The 17,841-nt window shown below is 59.9% G+C and carries 11 protein-coding genes; 5 read left to right on the forward strand and 6 right to left on the reverse strand.

The window, feature by feature from the left end; translation table 11 throughout:
- Window positions 1-157 precede the first annotated feature (157 nt).
- Entirely contained in the window at window positions 158-2,455 is a 2,298-nt protein-coding gene (locus ACRRQW_RS05335) for a glycoside hydrolase family 95 protein (protein WP_438480227.1), read from the forward strand.
- Window positions 2,456-2,590: 135 nt separating this feature from the next.
- On the opposite strand, the gene ACRRQW_RS05340 is transcribed toward ACRRQW_RS05335, so the two are convergent.
- A complete protein-coding gene (locus ACRRQW_RS05340; protein ID WP_438480228.1) occupies window positions 2,591-3,859 on the reverse strand; it encodes a glycoside hydrolase family 28 protein in 1,269 nt (422 codons plus the stop codon).
- Between the two features lie 134 nt (window positions 3,860-3,993).
- Between ACRRQW_RS05340 and ACRRQW_RS05345 the strand changes: the two genes are divergently transcribed.
- The gene (locus ACRRQW_RS05345) at window positions 3,994-5,787 is read left to right on the forward strand and encodes a M14 family metallopeptidase (protein ID WP_438480229.1); all 1,794 of its coding nucleotides are present in this window, start codon (window positions 3,994-3,996) and stop codon (window positions 5,785-5,787) included.
- 242 nt (window positions 5,788-6,029) lie between these two features.
- On the opposite strand, the gene ACRRQW_RS05350 is transcribed toward ACRRQW_RS05345, so the two are convergent.
- On the reverse strand, window positions 6,030-6,485 hold the full coding sequence (locus ACRRQW_RS05350) for a YXWGXW repeat-containing protein (RefSeq protein ID WP_438480230.1): 456 nt from the start codon (window positions 6,483-6,485) through the stop codon (window positions 6,030-6,032).
- 148 nt (window positions 6,486-6,633) lie between these two features.
- Between ACRRQW_RS05350 and ACRRQW_RS05355 the strand changes: the two genes are divergently transcribed.
- Window positions 6,634-8,790: a hypothetical protein gene (locus tag ACRRQW_RS05355; RefSeq protein WP_438480231.1), complete on the forward strand. Its 2,157-nt coding sequence runs from the start codon at window positions 6,634-6,636 to the stop codon at window positions 8,788-8,790.
- A gap of 85 nt (window positions 8,791-8,875) precedes the next feature.
- Entirely contained in the window at window positions 8,876-10,273 is a 1,398-nt protein-coding gene (gene asnS / locus ACRRQW_RS05360) for an asparagine--tRNA ligase (protein WP_438480232.1), read from the forward strand.
- Between the two features lie 136 nt (window positions 10,274-10,409).
- Here the strand turns inward: asnS and ACRRQW_RS05365 are convergent, their stop codons facing one another.
- The 4 genes from ACRRQW_RS05365 to ACRRQW_RS05380 form a co-directional block, all read right to left on the reverse strand.
- Window positions 10,410-11,804 (reverse strand): glycoside hydrolase family 88/105 protein, encoded by a 1,395-nt coding sequence (locus ACRRQW_RS05365; RefSeq protein WP_438480233.1) that lies wholly within the window; start codon window positions 11,802-11,804, stop codon window positions 10,410-10,412.
- A gap of 150 nt (window positions 11,805-11,954) precedes the next feature.
- Entirely contained in the window at window positions 11,955-14,375 is a 2,421-nt protein-coding gene (locus ACRRQW_RS05370) for an ADOP family duplicated permease (protein WP_438480234.1), read from the reverse strand.
- Between the two features lie 8 nt (window positions 14,376-14,383).
- A complete protein-coding gene (locus ACRRQW_RS05375; protein WP_438480235.1) occupies window positions 14,384-15,349 on the reverse strand; it encodes a hypothetical protein in 966 nt (321 codons plus the stop codon).
- On the reverse strand, window positions 15,346-16,473 hold the full coding sequence (locus ACRRQW_RS05380; protein ID WP_438480236.1) for a Gfo/Idh/MocA family protein: 1,128 nt from the start codon (window positions 16,471-16,473) through the stop codon (window positions 15,346-15,348). Before ACRRQW_RS05380 ends, ACRRQW_RS05375 begins: the two co-directional genes overlap by 4 nt.
- A 149-nt stretch (window positions 16,474-16,622) precedes the next feature.
- Between ACRRQW_RS05380 and ACRRQW_RS05385 the strand changes: the two genes are divergently transcribed.
- Window positions 16,623-17,747 (forward strand): hybrid sensor histidine kinase/response regulator, encoded by a 1,125-nt coding sequence (locus tag ACRRQW_RS05385; RefSeq protein ID WP_438480237.1) that lies wholly within the window; start codon window positions 16,623-16,625, stop codon window positions 17,745-17,747.
- Window positions 17,748-17,841: the final 94 nt, after the last annotated feature.

The following is a 17,841-nucleotide window of genomic DNA, read 5'->3' on the forward strand; positions in this document are numbered from 1 at the left end:
ACACGCGAAGCCAGAGACTTTATCTGGAACTCAGGAAATCAGGAACGAACCAGAGAATTTGAGTGATTGAATCGAGGCGTTTTCTGATTTCCTGAGTTCCAGATAATCTCTCCGAGAGGAAACTCCTAGCCATTGGCGCGCGTCTCGACTGCACACCATGTTTACCCCGCTGCGCTTGCTTTTGGTTTTCGTCATTCCCGGCGCGCTATTCGCCGAGCCTGCGACGCTTTGGTATAAGCAACCGGCGGCGAAATGGGAGGAAGCCCTGCCCGTTGGCAGCGGACGGCACGGCGCCATGATCTTTGGCGGCACGGCGAGCGAACGCATCCAGTTCAACGAAGACACGCTGTGGACGGGCAAGCCGCACGACTACGTGCGCGCCGGTTCCGGCGAAGTTTTGCCCGAGGTGCAAAAATTCCTCGCGGAAGGAAAATTCGAAGAGGCCGTCAAACTCGGCAAGACCAAGCTCCTCAGCGATCCCGTCCGTCAAAAAGCCTACCAGCCGTTCGGCGATCTGCGTTTCCAATTCGCGGGTCACGAAGCCGCGACCGATTACCGCCGTGAACTGAATCTCGATACCGCCGTCGCCACGACGCGTTACCGCATTGGCGAGGTCGTGTTCACGCGCGAGGTATTTGCGAGCTATCCGGATCGCGCGATCGTCGTGCGCCTCAGCGCGAGCCAGCCGGGCAAAGTTTCATTTTCGCTGAGGATGACTTCGCCGCACAAAAACTCCGCCGCGCATGTCCTCGGCCACGACGCGCTGCAACTCAGTGGCTCGGTGCAGGCCGATGGACTGCGCTTTGAATCACGCGTGCGCGCCGTGCCCAGCAATGGGTTGGTCAAAACCGAGGGCGACATCCTTACGGTGGAAAATGCAAACGAGGTCACCCTGCTGCTCGTTGCGGAAACGAGTTTTGTGAATTACGAGGACATTTCCGCCGATCCGGCGGAGCGTTGCGTGAAAACACTCGCCCATCTCGACGGACGCGATTTTGCGACGTTGCTCGCGGCGCACACCGCCGATCACCAAACACTTTTCCGCCGCGTGACCCTCGATCTCGGGCGCACACCGGCCAGCGAATTGCCCACCGACGAGCGCGTGAAAAAAGTGCGCGCGGCCAAAAACATCGATGCCGATCCAGCGCTAGCGACGCTCGAGTTTGATTACGGGCGTTACCTCCTGATCGCGAGCAGTCGACCGGGTTCGCAACCGGCGAATCTGCAGGGAGTGTGGAATGAGCTGCTTGATCCGCCATGGGAAAGCAAGTGGACGACTAACATCAACGCGCAGATGAATTACTGGCCCGCCGAGCTCACCAACCTCGCCGAGTGTCACGAGCCGTTATTCGATCTCATCGACGATCTCGTTGTGAGCGGCCGCCGCACTGCGCAATCCCTCTACAAAAGTCGCGGTTGGGTCGTGCATCACAATACTGATCTCTGGCGCGGCACGGCGCCGATTAACAATATCGACGGCCTCTGGCCGACCGGCGGCGCATGGCTGAGTTATCACCTGTGGGAACACTTCTTGTTCACCCGCGATAAAAAATTCCTGAAGCAACGCGCGTATCCCGCGATGAAAGCGTCGTCGTTATTTTTCGTCGATTCACTGGTGCGTGAGCCGACGCGCAACTGGCTCGTCACGTCGCCGTCATTTTCGCCCGAGCAGGGCACGCTCACGGTTGGGCCGACCATGGATATTCAGCTGATCCGTGCATTGTGGACGGCCACGGCGGAAGCCGCGCGGGAGTTCGACCCGGCATTTGCCGCTGAACTCGAAACGCTGCTGCCGCAACTTCCGCCGCATCTCATCGGCCGTCATGGTCAACTTCAAGAATGGCTCGACGACGTGGATAAAGTTAACAACGGCCACCGCCACATGTCGCCTTTATGGGCACTTTATCCCGGGGCCGATATCACGGCGGCCGACCCGAAAGTTTACGACGCAGCCAAAGTATTGCTCAAGGGCCGTGGCGAAGGCAGCACGGGCTGGAGCTACGCGTGGCGCATCCCTCTCTGGGCACGAGTGGGCGACGGTGAATTCGCTTATAGCCAGCTTTCGCAACTGCTCGCCAAACGCACTCTCCCGAATCTGTTCGATCTCTGCGGGCCGTTTCAAATCGACGGCAATTTCGGCGCGACGGCGGGCATCGCGGAGATGTTGTTACAGAGCCATCAATTCACCGCGGCCGACTCGGAAGGCGAGCGCATGGTGACCATCGATATTTTGCCAGCACTGCCGAAAGCCTGGCCGACGGGATCATTTGCCGGCTTGTGTGCGCGCGATGGATTCGAGGTCGATGTCACCTGGGAAAATGGAGCAGCGAAAAAAATCACTCTGCGATCTAAACTCGGACGTCCGTGCGTGGTGCGGGTGGGCGGAAAGGAAACGCGGATCGAGACGCGTGGGAATGAAAGCGTAGTGCTCGATGGCGCGCTCAGTCGCATTTGAGGTAGGGGCGGTTATCCTTAACCACCCTTCGAATGGAATAACGCGTGTGCACGAAAGGGCGGTTAGGGATAACCGCCCTACCCGGCCCGCCCGGTTTGTCCGCCGTAGCCTTGCGCGACGGCGGAAGGTCGGGCCTTACCGCGTGGGCAATTCCAGCGCCTTGCCGTTTACGACGACGTTTTTGAGCGCGAGGTTTTTGATTTCGCCGACGGTGAATTTTTCGTCGGCGAGCGTGACCGCGATATTTTCCAAAGTGAAATCCTCGAGCACGTCTCCGGGATTGCCGCGCAGGGTGCCGAGCGTGCGGTAACTGCCACTCACGTTGCGCACCGTGATGTTATTCACGCGACGGGTCGGCGGCGGGTGGCCCTTGAGATCGAAGAACTGCGTCCAAGGCGCCATGTTGAACAGCCGGCCGTTGCCTTCTAGCCGGACGCCATCGATCAGGATATTTTCATAATGCTGCGGTGTGTCCGGACGCAGCTTGATCGTAAGCATGGTCGCGCGCGCGATCATCACACAGTTACGCACGGTCACGTTGCGCACGAGCGTCGCTTCGCTGCCGCAGGTGATGAGACCGTTGCCCGAGCCGACGGTGGTGTCTTCCACCAAAATATTTTCGACCGGCGGGCTGTCTTTGTCCTGATCAGCGAGCGGACCTTTGCTGCCTTTCAGCGCGATATTGTCGTCGTGCGTTGAAATGAAGCAGCGGCGCACGGTTACATTTTGCGAACTGTCGATATCGATGCCGTCGGTGCTCGGCGCTGCGAGCTCGGGAGTCGAACTCGGAATCGTGATGCGCAGCTCCTCAATCGTCACATCACGACAGCGATAGAGGTGCAGATTCCAAAAACCCGAATCCTCCAACCTAAGGCCCGTGATCCGCACGTCGGTGCAGCGATCGATAAACAGCAAGCGCGGGCGTTCGACCTCGAGGTTGGTGCATTGCGGGTTCTCTTTTCGCCGTTGCCAAAATGCGCGCCAAAAAACCGGCCCGCTCCCGTCGAGCTTGCCTTCGCCAGAGATGCGCAGGCCGGTCATCTCGCTCGCATTGACCAACGCCATGCGCCACTCGGGGAAATGCCCTTCGATGCGGGTGCGGCGTTTCGGATAGTCCTCGATGTTTTCCGAACCCTTCAATACCGCGCCGGCTTCGAGGTGGAGCGCGACGCCCGGTTTAAGGAAAATTGAACCACTGCGAAACACGCCCGCCGGAATGACGACCGTGCCGCCTTTCGATTCCGCAGCAGCGTCGATCGCAGCCTGGATCGCCACGGTGTTAAGTTTCTCACCGCCGGCCAAGGCGCCGTAATCGGTGATGACAAACGTTTTTTCCGCAGCAATCAGGGCTGAATGCAGGCCGAGCAACAGGGCGATCAAAAAGCCGAAACGGGGCAGAGACATGGGCACGAACATCGTTGATTTTGACGCCTTGGAAAGCGCGTAGATTTCATCTGTCGGAAAAATTTCACCGCAGGTGTCGAACGCTTGGTCGAGTTTGTCTTTAGCTCGTTTGGTTTTCGCTCTTGGCTGAAGCGATGCGCTTCACCGCTTCCCTTTTCAACCTGAGCTTGGTCGCCACGACTTTTGCCTTCGGACAGACCGAATTTCTCCCGCCCGCCCCCGCGTGGCAGGGCGCGAGCGAAGCACTCATCGCCAAACCGGATAACCCGTGGATCACGCCTTCCGAAAAAACCGGCCTCACAGATTCGCCGAACTACGACGAAACGATCGCCTGGCTGAGAAAACTTGACGCCGCCTCGCCTCTCATCGAGATGCGCGCCTTCGGCCAGACGCCGGAAGGTCGCACGCTGTATCTGGTCATCGCATCGAACGGTGACGCCACCGCTGCTCGCGTAAAACCATCGCTGCTCGCGCAAGCCGGCATTCATTCGGGTGAAATCGATGGCAAGGACGCCGGCATGATGTTGCTACGCGACATCGCGTTTGGCGGGAAAGCGTCGCTCGTGGATGAGGTTAATCTCCTGTTCGTGCCGGTGTTCAACGCTGATGGCCACGAGCGTTCCTCCGCGTGGAATCGCCCGAATCAACGCGGGCCGGTGCATCAAGGCTGGCGCACCTCCGCGCAGAATCTGAATTTGAATCGCGACTACGCGAAAGCCGACGCGCGCGAGATGATTGCGATGCTACGCCTCATCAACCAGTGGCAACCCGCGCTCTACCTCGACCTGCACGTCACCGACGGCATCGATTACCAATACGACATCACCTACACGTTTCACGGCTGGGATGGAAGCTTCGCGTGGTCGCCAAAAAGCGGCGCGTGGCTCGATAAAACCTGGCGGCCCGCGATGGATGCCGCGCTAAAATCCGCCGGGCACATTCCCGGGCCCTACATCGCCGCCGTCAACAATCGCGATTTGACGGAAGGCATTTCGATGGGCGCGGCAAATCCGCGTTTCTCAAATTCCTACGGCGACCTCCGCCATGTCCCGTCGGTGCTCGTGGAAAATCACTCGCTCAAACCTTATAAGCAACGCGTGCTCGGCACGTATGTGTTGCTGGAAGCGTCTTTAAAAACCCTCGCCGCCCACGGTCCCGCGCTTACGTCGGCCATCGCCGCTGACTCGCAGGCCCGGCCTGCGACCGTCGCGATGAACTGGAGCGGCAATTCCGATGAGCACCGCAAAATGGATTTCCTCGGCATCGCGTATGACGAATACGTTTCACCTGCTTCGGGCATCAAAGAGGTCCGCTGGCTCGGCACGCCGAAGACTTACCAAGATCTCATCGTCCACTGGAACACCAAGCCGGGCGTGGAATTGCGCCGCCCAAAATCATTTTGGGTGCCGGCGTCGAAACCCGAAGTCATCGCGCGGCTTGAACGCCACGGCATTCAATTCGAACGGATCGCGCACCCTGTTACGAAAAGCGTGGAGCAGTCCCGGCTCGTCGGGGCGAAGGCCGCCGCGCAACCGTTCGAGAGCCGCCATCTGCTCAACGTCGGCAAAGTCACACGGGAAAATGGCAGCGTCACTTTTCTTGCCGGTTCCGTGCGCGTGCCGACGGATCAACCGCTCGGCGATCTCGCCATCGCGCTGCTTGACCCGGAGAGTGCCGACTCATTGCTCGCGTGGGGATTTTTTCCGGAAATCCTCCAACGCACCGAATACATCGAAGGCTACATCGTTGCGCCGATGGCGGAAAAAATGCTCGCGAGCGACGCCACGTTAAAAGCCGAATTCGAAGCCAAACTTGCGGGCGATGCCGAGTTCGCCAAGAACGCCGATGCGCGCCTGCAATGGTTTTACGAACGCACCAAGTTTTACGACGAGCGTTACCTGCTCTATCCGGTAGGAATCGAACGCTGAGGAGTCCTCAAAGTTGGAGGCGGGGCCATCAGCCCCGCGAGGCGATGTCGAATTTGGTAACACCCAGGGCTGATGGCCCCGCCTCAAATTCGGAAACGTGAGCGCGCAAAAAAGCCGGTGTGGGAATTAATCCGCACCGGCTTTTTATTTTGGGTGTTAACTGGAGAAGGTAGGGCGCACCCACCGTTTCGCTGCACCTTGCAGTGCACTATCGGCTCACACCCTACCTTCAATTCGCAGGCTTAATTCCAATAGCCTTCGTAGAAACGATAATTGTTTTCGCTGATACGCTCGGAGCGTGGGGCGACCCATTTCGCACCGGAGAACGGCGGCACTTCCCAGTGCGCGGCGACCCATTCGTAGCGATCATTGCGCCACGTCCAATAGCCTTCAACCCACACATGGGATGAGGATGGACGCGCCGGTTGAGTCACGATGACTTGCTGCTGCACCGGCGGCGCTTGATTGATGAGAATCTGACCGTTGGCGAGCGGCGTCGCCGTCACCACTTGCGCGGCGACCGGCTGTTGCGTGACGATGACCTGTTGCTGTTGCGGTTGCACCACCTGCGGAGGCGGCGCGGAAACCACATTGGATTCAGGATAGGAACCGCAGCCCGTCGCAAACAACGCGAGCGAGGCAAGAGAGAGCAGCGGAATAATCCGCGAAGATTTAAGGGTGCTATTTGGAGTGTTCATACGCTGGTTTAGATACCCGCGGCGCGACCCGGTTCTTGGGGGAACACCCTATGTGGAGTATCAGGCAGATTTGAGAAATTTCATCGCCAGGCGCGTCTAGGTATTTGCCCCACTTGACTCGGACGACTCCTCCGAAAAAGTTTTCCCCATGCGAACGAAACTCGCCGCGTTGATCTCAGTCATTGCCACGGTGGTCATCGTGGCCGTGCTTCGGGCCCAGACCCACTCCGCCGAGGCCATCGATACCACGCCGAACTCACATGGGCGCGGCTGGGAAGAGCCGACTGCGCATGATCGTGAGCTGCTCAGCGCACACGGCAGTTTAATCAAAAAGGTTTACCTCAACCTGCGCGGATTGCGTCGGTTGATCGTCGATTATCACAACAACGTCCCCGGCTCCGCCCCGCCTCCGAATGGCCGGTTAGTCCGCGCGCCCGGCAAAGGCGTGCATGCCCAACGTTACGCCGAGGCCCACGGCGACGCGACCGAAGAGCAGGAGCTCGTGAATTTCCCGCGCCAGATCGACAACAGCACGCTGCCGTGCTTCCCGCCGATCTTTAACCAAGGCGAACTCAATTCCTGCACGTCGGTCGCGACCACGTATTACCAGCTCACCCACATGACCGGCCTCGCCCGCGGCTGGGATCAGAAACGCGCGACGCCCGAGATGCGTTTCTCGCCGCAGTGGACGTTCAACTTGATCAACAACGGCAACAATCTCGGCGCGTTCCAAGTGCGCGCTTACACCGCATTGATGGCGCACGGGGCCGCTTCGCTCAAAGAAGTGCCCTACCGTGGCAGCCCCACGCCGACGTTGAACATCCGCCAGTGGCCGACTGACGCGAACATCTGGAAGGGCGCGCTCGAACATCGCATCGAGAGTTTCGGGACTGTGCAGGAAAAGAACATCGTGATGTTCCTGCGTCGCATCAAACTCCTCCTCGTTAACGGCCATGTGCTCACGGCCGCCACCGCCATCGACGCGTGGAACAAGGAATTCATCGTGGACAACCCCGGCTCCCGGCTCGACGCCTCGCACGTGGGCGAATTCATCGCCACCGTGGTCGGCCTCAAATCCGGCAACCACTGCATCACGATCGTGGGCTACAACGACGATCTCTGGGTCGACCTGAATGGCGACGGCGAGGTCAACCCCGGTGAAAAAGGCGCGTTGAAAATCGCCAACTCGTGGGGCGTCGGCGACTGGAATCGTGGTTTCCGCTGGCTGCATTACTCGGCGCTATACGGCCCGCGCGATGAAGAGGAGGCCCAAGACCGTCAGCCCGGACTCTATGCAAACCAAGTTTTCTGGATCACGCCGGCCCGGGATTATGTGCCTGCGGTGGTGATGCAGGTCGATCTCCCGCCAACGTATCGCAATGAGTTCAGCCTTAAAGCCGGCGTCACCACCAAAGAGGCCGCGGCCAGCGTGGGATTCGCCCCAAACTTCGCGTTCAACTACAACGGTGGACGCTACGGTTTCGAAGGCCGCAACAATCCCGACACCGTCCGCGCAGTGCTCGACCTTACCGACCAAGCGCGTCGCTCCGGACCGAAAGCCGCGGACATCACGCTCAAAATCGACCGTCAGGACAACAGTTCGGTCGTGCCGCGCGCGCGGCTCATTGAGACCAACACGGGCACCGTGCATGAGCTCACCTTCACCAACACCGGCGCGGGCAACGCCTACACGGCGCAGGCCCCGCTTCTGCGCTTCATGGATAAACCGGATCTCAAAATGACCGTGCCACCCCAAGTGGACGTCGCCCACAAAGGCAAAATCAAGATCCCCATCGACGTCAAAGGCGGCACTGAAAAAGACAAGGTCAACGTCAAGGTCTTCAGTTGCACCTCGTCCATTCTCGCCACCAATGACATGCAGGTGGAGCAGGATGCCAACGGCCAATCGTTTCTCAGCATCACCCCGCCCCCTTCGTCCGACGGCGGCAGTTGCGTCCTCAGCGTGCAAGCTGACGATGGCGTAAAAGCGGTGAACTCCAACATCCGCCTCAACCTCCTCGCCGCTGACGAAACCGCGCCGACGCTCAGTGCCGGCAAACCACAACGCGACAACCTCAATGTGCGCGTGCCGTTCACATTACATCCCGTGAAGGGAGTCGTGGAAGAGATGCTGGTATTTTTCGACATCTCCAACCTCGATCAAGTCGGCTCCTACAAAATCACCGGCACGGGCGCGGAACGCGTGCTGACGATCCAACTACGCTACTGGTCGCCGTTTGAACTCACGCTGTCCGCCCTCGACGGCGGCCTCGTCGCCGCGAGCCACGTGAAAGTGGAAAGTTGAGCCCGTCCCGGCAACGAGGTCTGCAAATCCGCGTTTCCTGATTTGCCAAGCACGCATCGGCGGCGTTCGCTCATGACAAAAAGTCATGTCACGCCTTCTCGTTAAAGACGCTCATAATTCCACTACGCCGCTCGATTCGATTTTGCTTCAAGGCTGGGTGCGCACCCGCCGCGACGCGAAAGCATTTTCCTTCATCGAACTCAACGACGGCTCCTGCCTCAAAGGCCTGCAAGTCATCGTCGACGCCACTCTGCCCGACTACGCGCAAGTCGCCAAAGCTTCCACCGGCGCTTCCGTTGAAGTGCGCGGGAAACTCGTTGCTTCCCAAGGCGGCGGCCAAAAATGGGAAGTGGTCGCGGAGAAATTTTTAGTGCTCGGCGAAGCCGACGCCACCTACCCGCTTCAGAAAAAAGGCCACACGCTGGAATTCCTGCGCGAGATCGCGCACCTGCGTCCGCGCTCGAATCTCTTCGGCGCCGTCTTCCGCGTGCGCAGCCGCCTCGCGTATGCCGTGCACCAGTTTTTCCAGGAACGTAATTTCTTCTACGTCCACACGCCGATCGTCACCGCCAGCGACGCCGAGGGCGCGGGCGACATGTTTCGCGTCACCACGCTCGACCTCGCCAATCCGCCGAAAACCGAAGATGGCCAGATCGACAACGCGCAGGATTTTTTCGGCAAGAAAACGTTTCTCACGGTGTCCGGTCAGCTTGAAGGCGAAATCTTCGCGACCGCGCTTTCCAATATCTACACGTTCGGCCCGACATTCCGCGCGGAAAATTCGCACACGTCGCGTCACGCCTCAGAATTCTGGATGATCGAACCCGAAGTCGCGTTCTGCGATCTGCAAGGCAACATGGATCTCGCGGAAGCATTCGTGAAACACCTCATCCGCGATGCGAAGGAACACTGCGCCGCCGACTTGGAATTTTTCTCCAAGTTCGTGGACAAGGAATTGATGACGCGCCTCGACTTCGTGTTGGAGCGTCCGTTCCAACGTTGCAGCTACACCGAAGCCATCGAGATTCTCGCGCAGAGCGGCAAGACGTGGGAGCATCCCGTGTCGTGGGGCGACAACTTGCAGTCCGAGCACGAACGCTACCTCGCCGAGGAACACTTCAAGTGTCCCGTCACGGTTTATAATTACCCGCGCGCGATCAAAGCCTTCTACATGCGCAAAAACGACGGTGAGTCGGCGGAGCGCCAGACAGTCGCCGCGATGGATTTGCTCGTGCCCGGCATCGGCGAAATCATCGGTGGTTCGCAACGCGAGGAGCGCCTCGATCTCCTCAAAGAAGGCATGGCGCTGCACCACTTGGACGAGAAAGCCTATTGGTGGTATCTCGATCTGCGTCGCTACGGCAGCGTGCCCCACGCCGGCTTCGGCCTCGGTTTCGAACGCATGCTGATGTTCGTCACCGGCGTCGCCAACATCCGCGACGTGATTCCGTTCGCGCGCACCCCCGGCACGGCGGATTTCTAAGGTCAGGCCGCAGCACCCCGGATCTGTCCGACGCAGGGCGGGCCGAGGTTTTAAGGTAGGGGCGGTTATCCCTAACCGCCCTGTTCGATGCTCACTTCCCGCAGGATCGTTGAGGATAACGGCCCCTACCTTCAATTCATGACTTCTTCGGCACGTAATGATACGTGCGGAACTGGAGCTTCACATCGAAGAGTTTTCCGTTGTTTTGCAGCAGACGGATGATTTCCGCGCCGGCCATCAACACCGGGCCATAGGCGTGACCATGATGCGCGGACACCGGACGATTGTAATAATACACCGCGTCGCTCGCGAACGTCGTGCCGACGCAGGAGTTCTCAAGTTGACCCTTTTCGTTGACCTGCTTTTCCAGCGCGAGCCAGCCGGCTTGCGCCACGCTGCCATAGGCCACCGGCGAAATCCAACCGCGGTTCACCCCATGCGCGATGCCGTAGACAAACATCGCGGTGCACGACGATTCGATAAACGAATCTTCTTTATCGAGCAGCTGCCGCCAGAGTCCCGCGCCCGATTGCAACTGCGCGAGCGCTTTCACGTGCGCGCGGTAGAGCTCGAGGATCTTCGGACGATCCGGATGATCCTCCGGCAAATAATCGAGCAACTCGCACTGCGCGAGAATCACCCAGCCGTTCGCACGGCCCCAATAAAACTCGGGGTTAAGCGGCTGGTTCATATTCCGGCCGTGCATGTAGAGGCCTTTCTCCGCGTTAAATAGATGCTTCGCAAACAGCAGCGTTTGCTTGGCGGCTTCATCATACCAACCGCGATCGCCCGTGAGCCGGCCCATCTGCGTGAGCGCGGGAATCGACATATACGCGTCGTCCGCCCAGAGCGATTCGGGCTGCGGGCGTTGCCGCGCGAGCATGCCGTCGGCGATGCGGAACTGTTTATAGCGCACATAACTCGCCCAGTGCTCGATGCTCGGCAAAAGATCCGGGCCCGCGCCGACTAACCGTGCTTTGATCAATGACGCCGCCATCGAACCGCTGTCGTCGAGCGAGTCCGTGGCGAACAACGCGCGATAGCTATTCTGCGGCACGCCGAATTTTTCCGACTGGGCGCGGAAATAAGGAATCGCCTCGGCGAGAAACTTCAGCCGCTCGGCGACGAAGTTTTTGTAGCGCGGATCACCCGTGACCTCCGCCGCGTGCAGCATACCCGAATACGTCACCCCGGTTGCGTAGGCGATCTGCGGAAAGCCATCTTCCTCCCCGCGCGACGCCACCGCTGTGGCCACAGGTGTTTTCAAGTCGGTGATTTTCTCGCGCGTCTTCGAGTCGATGATCCCCGTCGTCATCGCGTGTTCGAGATGGGCGTGCACGCGTTGCAACACCGCCGTCACCTCTTCCACTTTCGGATAGTGATACGGCATCGGGTATTGGCCTTCGGCGGTGTCACTTTTATCGAGGTTATCGCGATTGCCGTAAGGACCGGCCGCAAAAGCGGTCACGGTCGCAACCGACATACACGCAATGACGCCAAAGCAGCGCCCGCGAAACGAAGAGGATTTCATGAGGAGGTGGGGGTTGAAGGTAACGAAAGCACGCCGGCAGGAACCAAGCGCAGAGTTCACTAATGAACTCTACATTCATTAGAGAAAACTACACTGCCTGACGCAATCTGAAATCTGCGCACGCGAAGCTCGCGCACCCCGTGACGCTGATTACTCCGCGCGCAGCAACTTCGCCAAATCCACGCTCGCCGCGCGTCGTGCCGGCAACCAGCACGCGGGCAACGCCACCAGCAGCATCAGCATTCCCACCACGCCGTAGGTCAACGGGTCGTGACCTTTCGTTTGGAAAAGCAGCGCCTCAAGGAATCGCGCCAGCACCCACGCCAAACTCAAACCCGCCGTCACGCCCAGCGCCACCAGCACGAGGCCGCGCCGCAGCACGAGCCATTGCACGGACTCGACCGTCGCGCCGAGCGCGAGCCGGATGCCAAATTCCCCGCGCCGTTGCGCCACCGTGTAAGCCATCATCGCCCCGAGTCCGACCACCGCGAGAAACAGCGCCAGTCCCGACAACACTTTCAACAACGACAACGCCCGGCTCTCTTGACTCACCTCCAACTCCATCCGGCGCGTCACGGAAAACACATCCGTGAGCACCAACTTCGGATCGACCTCGTAAACCGCGCGCCGCAGTTCCTTTTGAAACGACGCTCCCGGCGCGCCGGCGGTGCGAATCACCAACTGGCTGGCCATATTTCCGCGCAACCACACCGGGTAATAAAACATTGGTTTCGCCTCGTGGCGCAGTGTGCGCGTATCCCCGACCACGCCGACGATTTCCCATTTCTCTTTCGCGGATAACACGAGTTGTTCGCCACGCGGATCGCGCCCGGAGAAATAGGCGCGCGCCATCGACTCGTTAATCACGACCGCCGGCGCATCGCCCGGCCGCATCCCGCCAAAGGTGCGCCCGGCCTTCAACGGCACGCCGAGCACTTCCAGAAAATCCGCCGATACCGCCACGCCCTGCGCCTGCACAGGCGCATTCGCCGCGTCACCTGCACCGGCAATCTGCAAATTTTGCCACGGACTGAAATACTCCGAACTCATCGTCGAAGTGACGCCGACGCCCGAAACTCCGGGCACCGCGCGCAACCGCTCCAGCACTTGGTTTATTTTCTCCTGACGCATGGCCGGAGTCAGCGAACTCAGTTTCGTCTGATCGATTCGCGCCTGATAACGCTGCGTCGGATCGAAGCCCGGCTTCACATCCTGCAATTGCTGAAACGTGCGCAACATGAGCCCGGCACCTGCGAGCAGCACCACCGCCAGCGCGACTTCCACGACCACCAGCCCACCGCGCAACCAAGTCGTGCGACGACTCTCTCCCGCGCCCGCGCTGCCGTCTTTCATCACATCGGCGAGATCTGCACGTGAAAGCACTAACGTCATCGCGGCCGCAATCCCGAGCCCACTCGCCACGCCAAGTCCCGCCAGCAACCCGATCGCGCCCGGCTCCAGCGAAAATCCTGTCCAGCCGCTCCCCGAGCCACTCCCGGACTTTTCTTCCGCCAACGAAAGCAGCACGGGCATCAACCAGTTTGCCAACACCGCACCCAACACAATCGCACCGCCGGCGAGCAACAATCCTTCCCACATCAAAAGACGGAAAATCTCCGTCCGCGATCCGCCGAGCGAAAACCGAATCGCGAGTTCGCGCCGCCGCTTGAGCATCCGCACGAGCATGAGTCCGCCGGCATTCACCGTCGCGATCGCATAAAGACAACCCACCGCTGCCAAAGCCGTGCGTTGCATCAGTTCGTAACGCCGCACGCTTTCGAACGGGGCCGGCGCATCGAGCGGTTCAACCACCGCCAAATATTTCTCCATCGCCCGGGCGTAAGGTTTGCCGCGCTCGGGCAGCAACGTGCGCAGTTCCGCCTGCGTTTTTTCAAGGGACGCGCCAGCCTGCAATCGCGCGACCACGTTGAGACCCATAAAAACGTCCCGATCTGCCACCACCGCCGGCACGACATACGGCACATACACCGCGCCACCCGACATACTCAGCGGCGGATTAAATTCCGCCGGCAACACGCCGACCACGCGATAATTTTCCTCATTAAACAAGAACTCGCGACCCAGCACCGCAGGATCGGCACCGAGCCGGTTTTTCCAAAACCAGTGTGAAAGCACCATCACACGCTCGCGGCCAGCCTGCCCTTCTTCGGGCACAAAGGCGCGGCCGAGCACCGGCGTCACCCCGAGCAGCGAAAAATAATTCGTCGTCACTTTCACCGCGTAGATAGCTTGCGGATCACCATTGAGCACCAAATTGCCCGCCTCACTGGTCGTGCCGGCGATCTCTGCGAGCGACTTTGCCGATTCACGGTAAGCGAGAAATCGCCCCATAAACACATTGGCCGCAAAGACACTCTCCGGACTCTTCGACGAGATGCGCACGAGCGTCCCTTTGTCGGTGTAAGCACGGTAGTAAAACATCGAATCCATCACCGTCCGGTAAAGCGCTGCTGACGCGCCGAGCCCCAGCGCGAGCATCGCGACCACCGTGAGCGCATAGCCCGGCGCCCGCCGCAACGACCGCACGACCGACTTGATTTCAGTGAACATGAACTTTCTCAGCGTTTCGTCCTGACTACCGCAGGCATAAACATCCAGCGCGCATCCGCTTGTTTTGTGTAATTTTGATACGCATCCTCTCCCAGAAACTCCCGCACTTTCGCCTGCGCGGATTCATACCGCGCGAGCCGTCGCTGATAGTTCCAACTCGCGTCGGGTTCACGCCGATACTCGCGGCGAAACTTCCAGAGATTCAGCAACGCGGTCGCGCTCACCGATTCATCCACAATCGCGTCGCACATTTTACCCAACGGCGGATGCGCCCCCGCCAGGTATTCCACCGCACGCTCGTCACCCAGTAATTCGCGGATGCGATCGTGCGCGTCTTCCTGGGCGCGCTGATGCCAAAGGCGCACCTTGGACGTCGCGCCTTCCCACGACTCAGGCCGGCCATGCACGACCAAAAATTCCCGCTCCCACTCGATCAGCGTGCGCCGCTCATCCGCCGTCAACACGATCTGGTCCGCGTGGATTTGCACGAGCCGCGCGAACTCGGAATTCATAAACGCAAACTCCGCGATCTCGTCATACTCCAGCACCCGCAACACCGCCCGCCGCCACTGCAAACTCACTTGGAGCGGCGTGCCGACTTTGAATTCCTCCGACTGCACGCCCACTTCGCGCTTCAGCCGCGCCGCGCGCAACCGCGCCACGTGACGCGCATCAACCTCGGCAATTTTTTCGACCGTCTCCTCTGACAAACGCCCGAATTCCCGCTTCATCGGCAACTCCCACCACGCGCGTAACCGCGGCTCCACGCTTTTAATTTCCGCTTCACTGAAGCCTGCTTTGCGCAACCTGCCAAGATTCAGCGCAACCTCCTCGTCGGGACGAATCAACCGCCACAGTGCATTCTCCCGATCGAGCGCCGCCAGTTCGGCTCCGCTCAACAATCGCTCCGGCTCCGCCGCGCCCAGACCGAGCACCGCAAAACAAATCACTGCGCAAACTCGCCCGATGTTCATACCGGTGGTTTCCAATCACCCGCGGGCACCCTTTCACGCTGCCCCGATTTCGCGGCGCGGTAAATCGCCTCCACCACCGCGAGGTCGCGCCGGCCCATTTCGCCCGAGGCCACGCACGGGCGGCCGGCCAGCACACATTGGGCCATCGCATCGAGCTGCGCAGCCTGTTGCTGACGCGCATTGAACCTCCGCTCGCCCGTCGAAGTCACCAAACGCTGCCCGCGATAATAAAATGCCGGATGACGCAATTCGGCCCAACCCTCCGCACCCTCGGCGCGAAATTCGCTGATATTTTCCGCATAACTCGACCGACATTCCGCAGTCGCTCCGTCCGCAAATTCCATCGTCCATACGATCGCTTCTTCCACTTCGTCGAACAACTCCGGGCGTGTCACCGGCAGCACGCGTGCCGTCACTGCGACGGGAGCCTGTTCATTTTTAGCCATACACGCGGCTTGGATCACGTAAACGCCCATGTCCATCAACGGCCCGCCGCCCGCCAGTTTTTTGTTCACGCGCCACGAACGGCTGCCCATGGAATAGCCGTTTGCGCCGCGCAGCATTTTAAATGCTCCAAATTCTTCAGCCTGCGCGATGCGTTTAAATTCCAGATGATGCGGCTCGAAGTGCAGCCGGTAACCCACGAACAACCGCACGCCGGCCGTGCGACAGGCCGCGATCATCGCGTCGCACTCGGGCACCGAGGTCGCCATCGGCTTTTCGCAAATCACGTGTTTGCGCGTTTTCGCCGCGGCGATGACGTGCTGCGCATGCAGCCCGGGTGGCGTGACCACGTAAATGATGTCGACCTCGGGATTGTCAGCCAGCCGCTCCATCGTGTCGTAGCCGTAGACGAATTTTTCCGAGAACGCATACTCGCGCGCCCAGCGCCGGCCTTTCGGCGCATCGCCAGTGACCACTGCTGCCAGTCGGCAAAATTCTGTTTCCCGCAGAGCGGGTCCGAGTTGGCCGCTGCTATATCCGCCCAATCCCACCAACGCCACCCCCAGCTTGCGCGTTTTCACCGAGTCCGTCGCCTCCACCAGAGTAGGAATCACCGCAGCCATCGCCACCGTGGACAGCTGTCCGAAAAATCGACGCCGAGAAACGGGGTAATTGCTCATGGGGTTGGGGACTAAACGTCCTTGCGCTCGAATTATTAGACGCCGGCCGAGGGTTTTTGAAAGGCATCTTACCGTCATTGCAAGTCAGGCTTCTCAATTATTGCCATGACGACACTTCTCCCCAAAGTCAGCCGCACGTGCCTGATTCAATGACCACACCCCCCTTCGCCGGCGTCGGTTTGAAAACGGTGCTGGTCATCGATGACGATCCCCGACTTCGGCCGGTGTTGGTGGAAGGACTCGAAGCCTACGGCTACCGGACGCTCCAAGCGCCCAACACTAAAATCGGCGCCGAACTCGCCCGCGCCAACCTGCCGGACGTCATCGTGTGCGACGTCGATATGCCCGGGCAGGACGGCAAAAGTTTTCTTAAGGAGCTGCGGCAGGATCCCGAGCTTTCCGATCGCCAGTTCGTGCTCATGACCGGCGATGCCGCCAACGCCAACACCCGCACGGCGATGGAGCTCGGCGCGGACGATTTCCTTTTAAAGCCATTTTCGCTGGGCGCGCTCGCCAGCGCCGTCGCGGCCCGCCTCAAACGTGCCGAGATCAGCCGTCACCTCGAGACGCGCATGATTGAGCAACTGCGCACCAGCCTGCACGCGACGCTGCCGCACGAGTTTTTTACCCCACTCGCGGGCATTTTCGGTCTCACGGAAATTCTTGAAGAAGAGCTCGACGATCTCAGCAAAGACGAAATCCGCGAGCTGACGCGCGACATCCTGAAATCCGCCCGCCGCCTCCATCGCACACTGCGGAATTATCTCCACATCATCTCGCTCGATGCGCCCAACCGCCCGGCGTCCGATTTGTTACCCGCCGCGAAAGTCGCCGAAGCGTTCAACACCGGCATTAAAACCGCGGTCGATCGCAACCGGCGCTCGGCGGATGTTACCGCCGAAATCATCGGCGCGACCCTGCCCTGCGGCCCCGCCGATTGCACCGCGCTCGCGGAAGAGTTGGTTGAGAATGCGCTCAGTTTTTCCGCAGAAGGCTCACCGGTCAAAATCACGCTCAAGCCCGAGAAAGATCTGCTCAATCTCGAGGTGACCGATCAGGGGCGCGGCATGACGCCGAAACAGCTCCAGCAACTCGGCCTCTTCCAGCAACACGAACGCAAGAAATTCGAGCAACAAGGCCTCGGCCTCGGCTTGGCGTTGGTGCGGCGCATCGTGTTTCGCCTCGGCGGAGAATTTCGCATCACGAGCGAACTCTCGAAGGGCACCACGGTTTCGATCACGATTCCCCTACCTCGCGCCGGACAAGCGGCCTAAGTTTGCCCTACTCCGTTCGGGCGAGTTTTCCGGAGGAATTTAAATGGGAACGATCAGGCATTGCGCCTGCGTGCCCGTCGCATTCGTATCTGTC

This window comes from Oleiharenicola lentus, assembly GCF_051660365.1.
In the GTDB taxonomy this organism is placed as follows: domain Bacteria; phylum Verrucomicrobiota; class Verrucomicrobiia; order Opitutales; family Opitutaceae; genus Lacunisphaera; species Lacunisphaera lenta_A.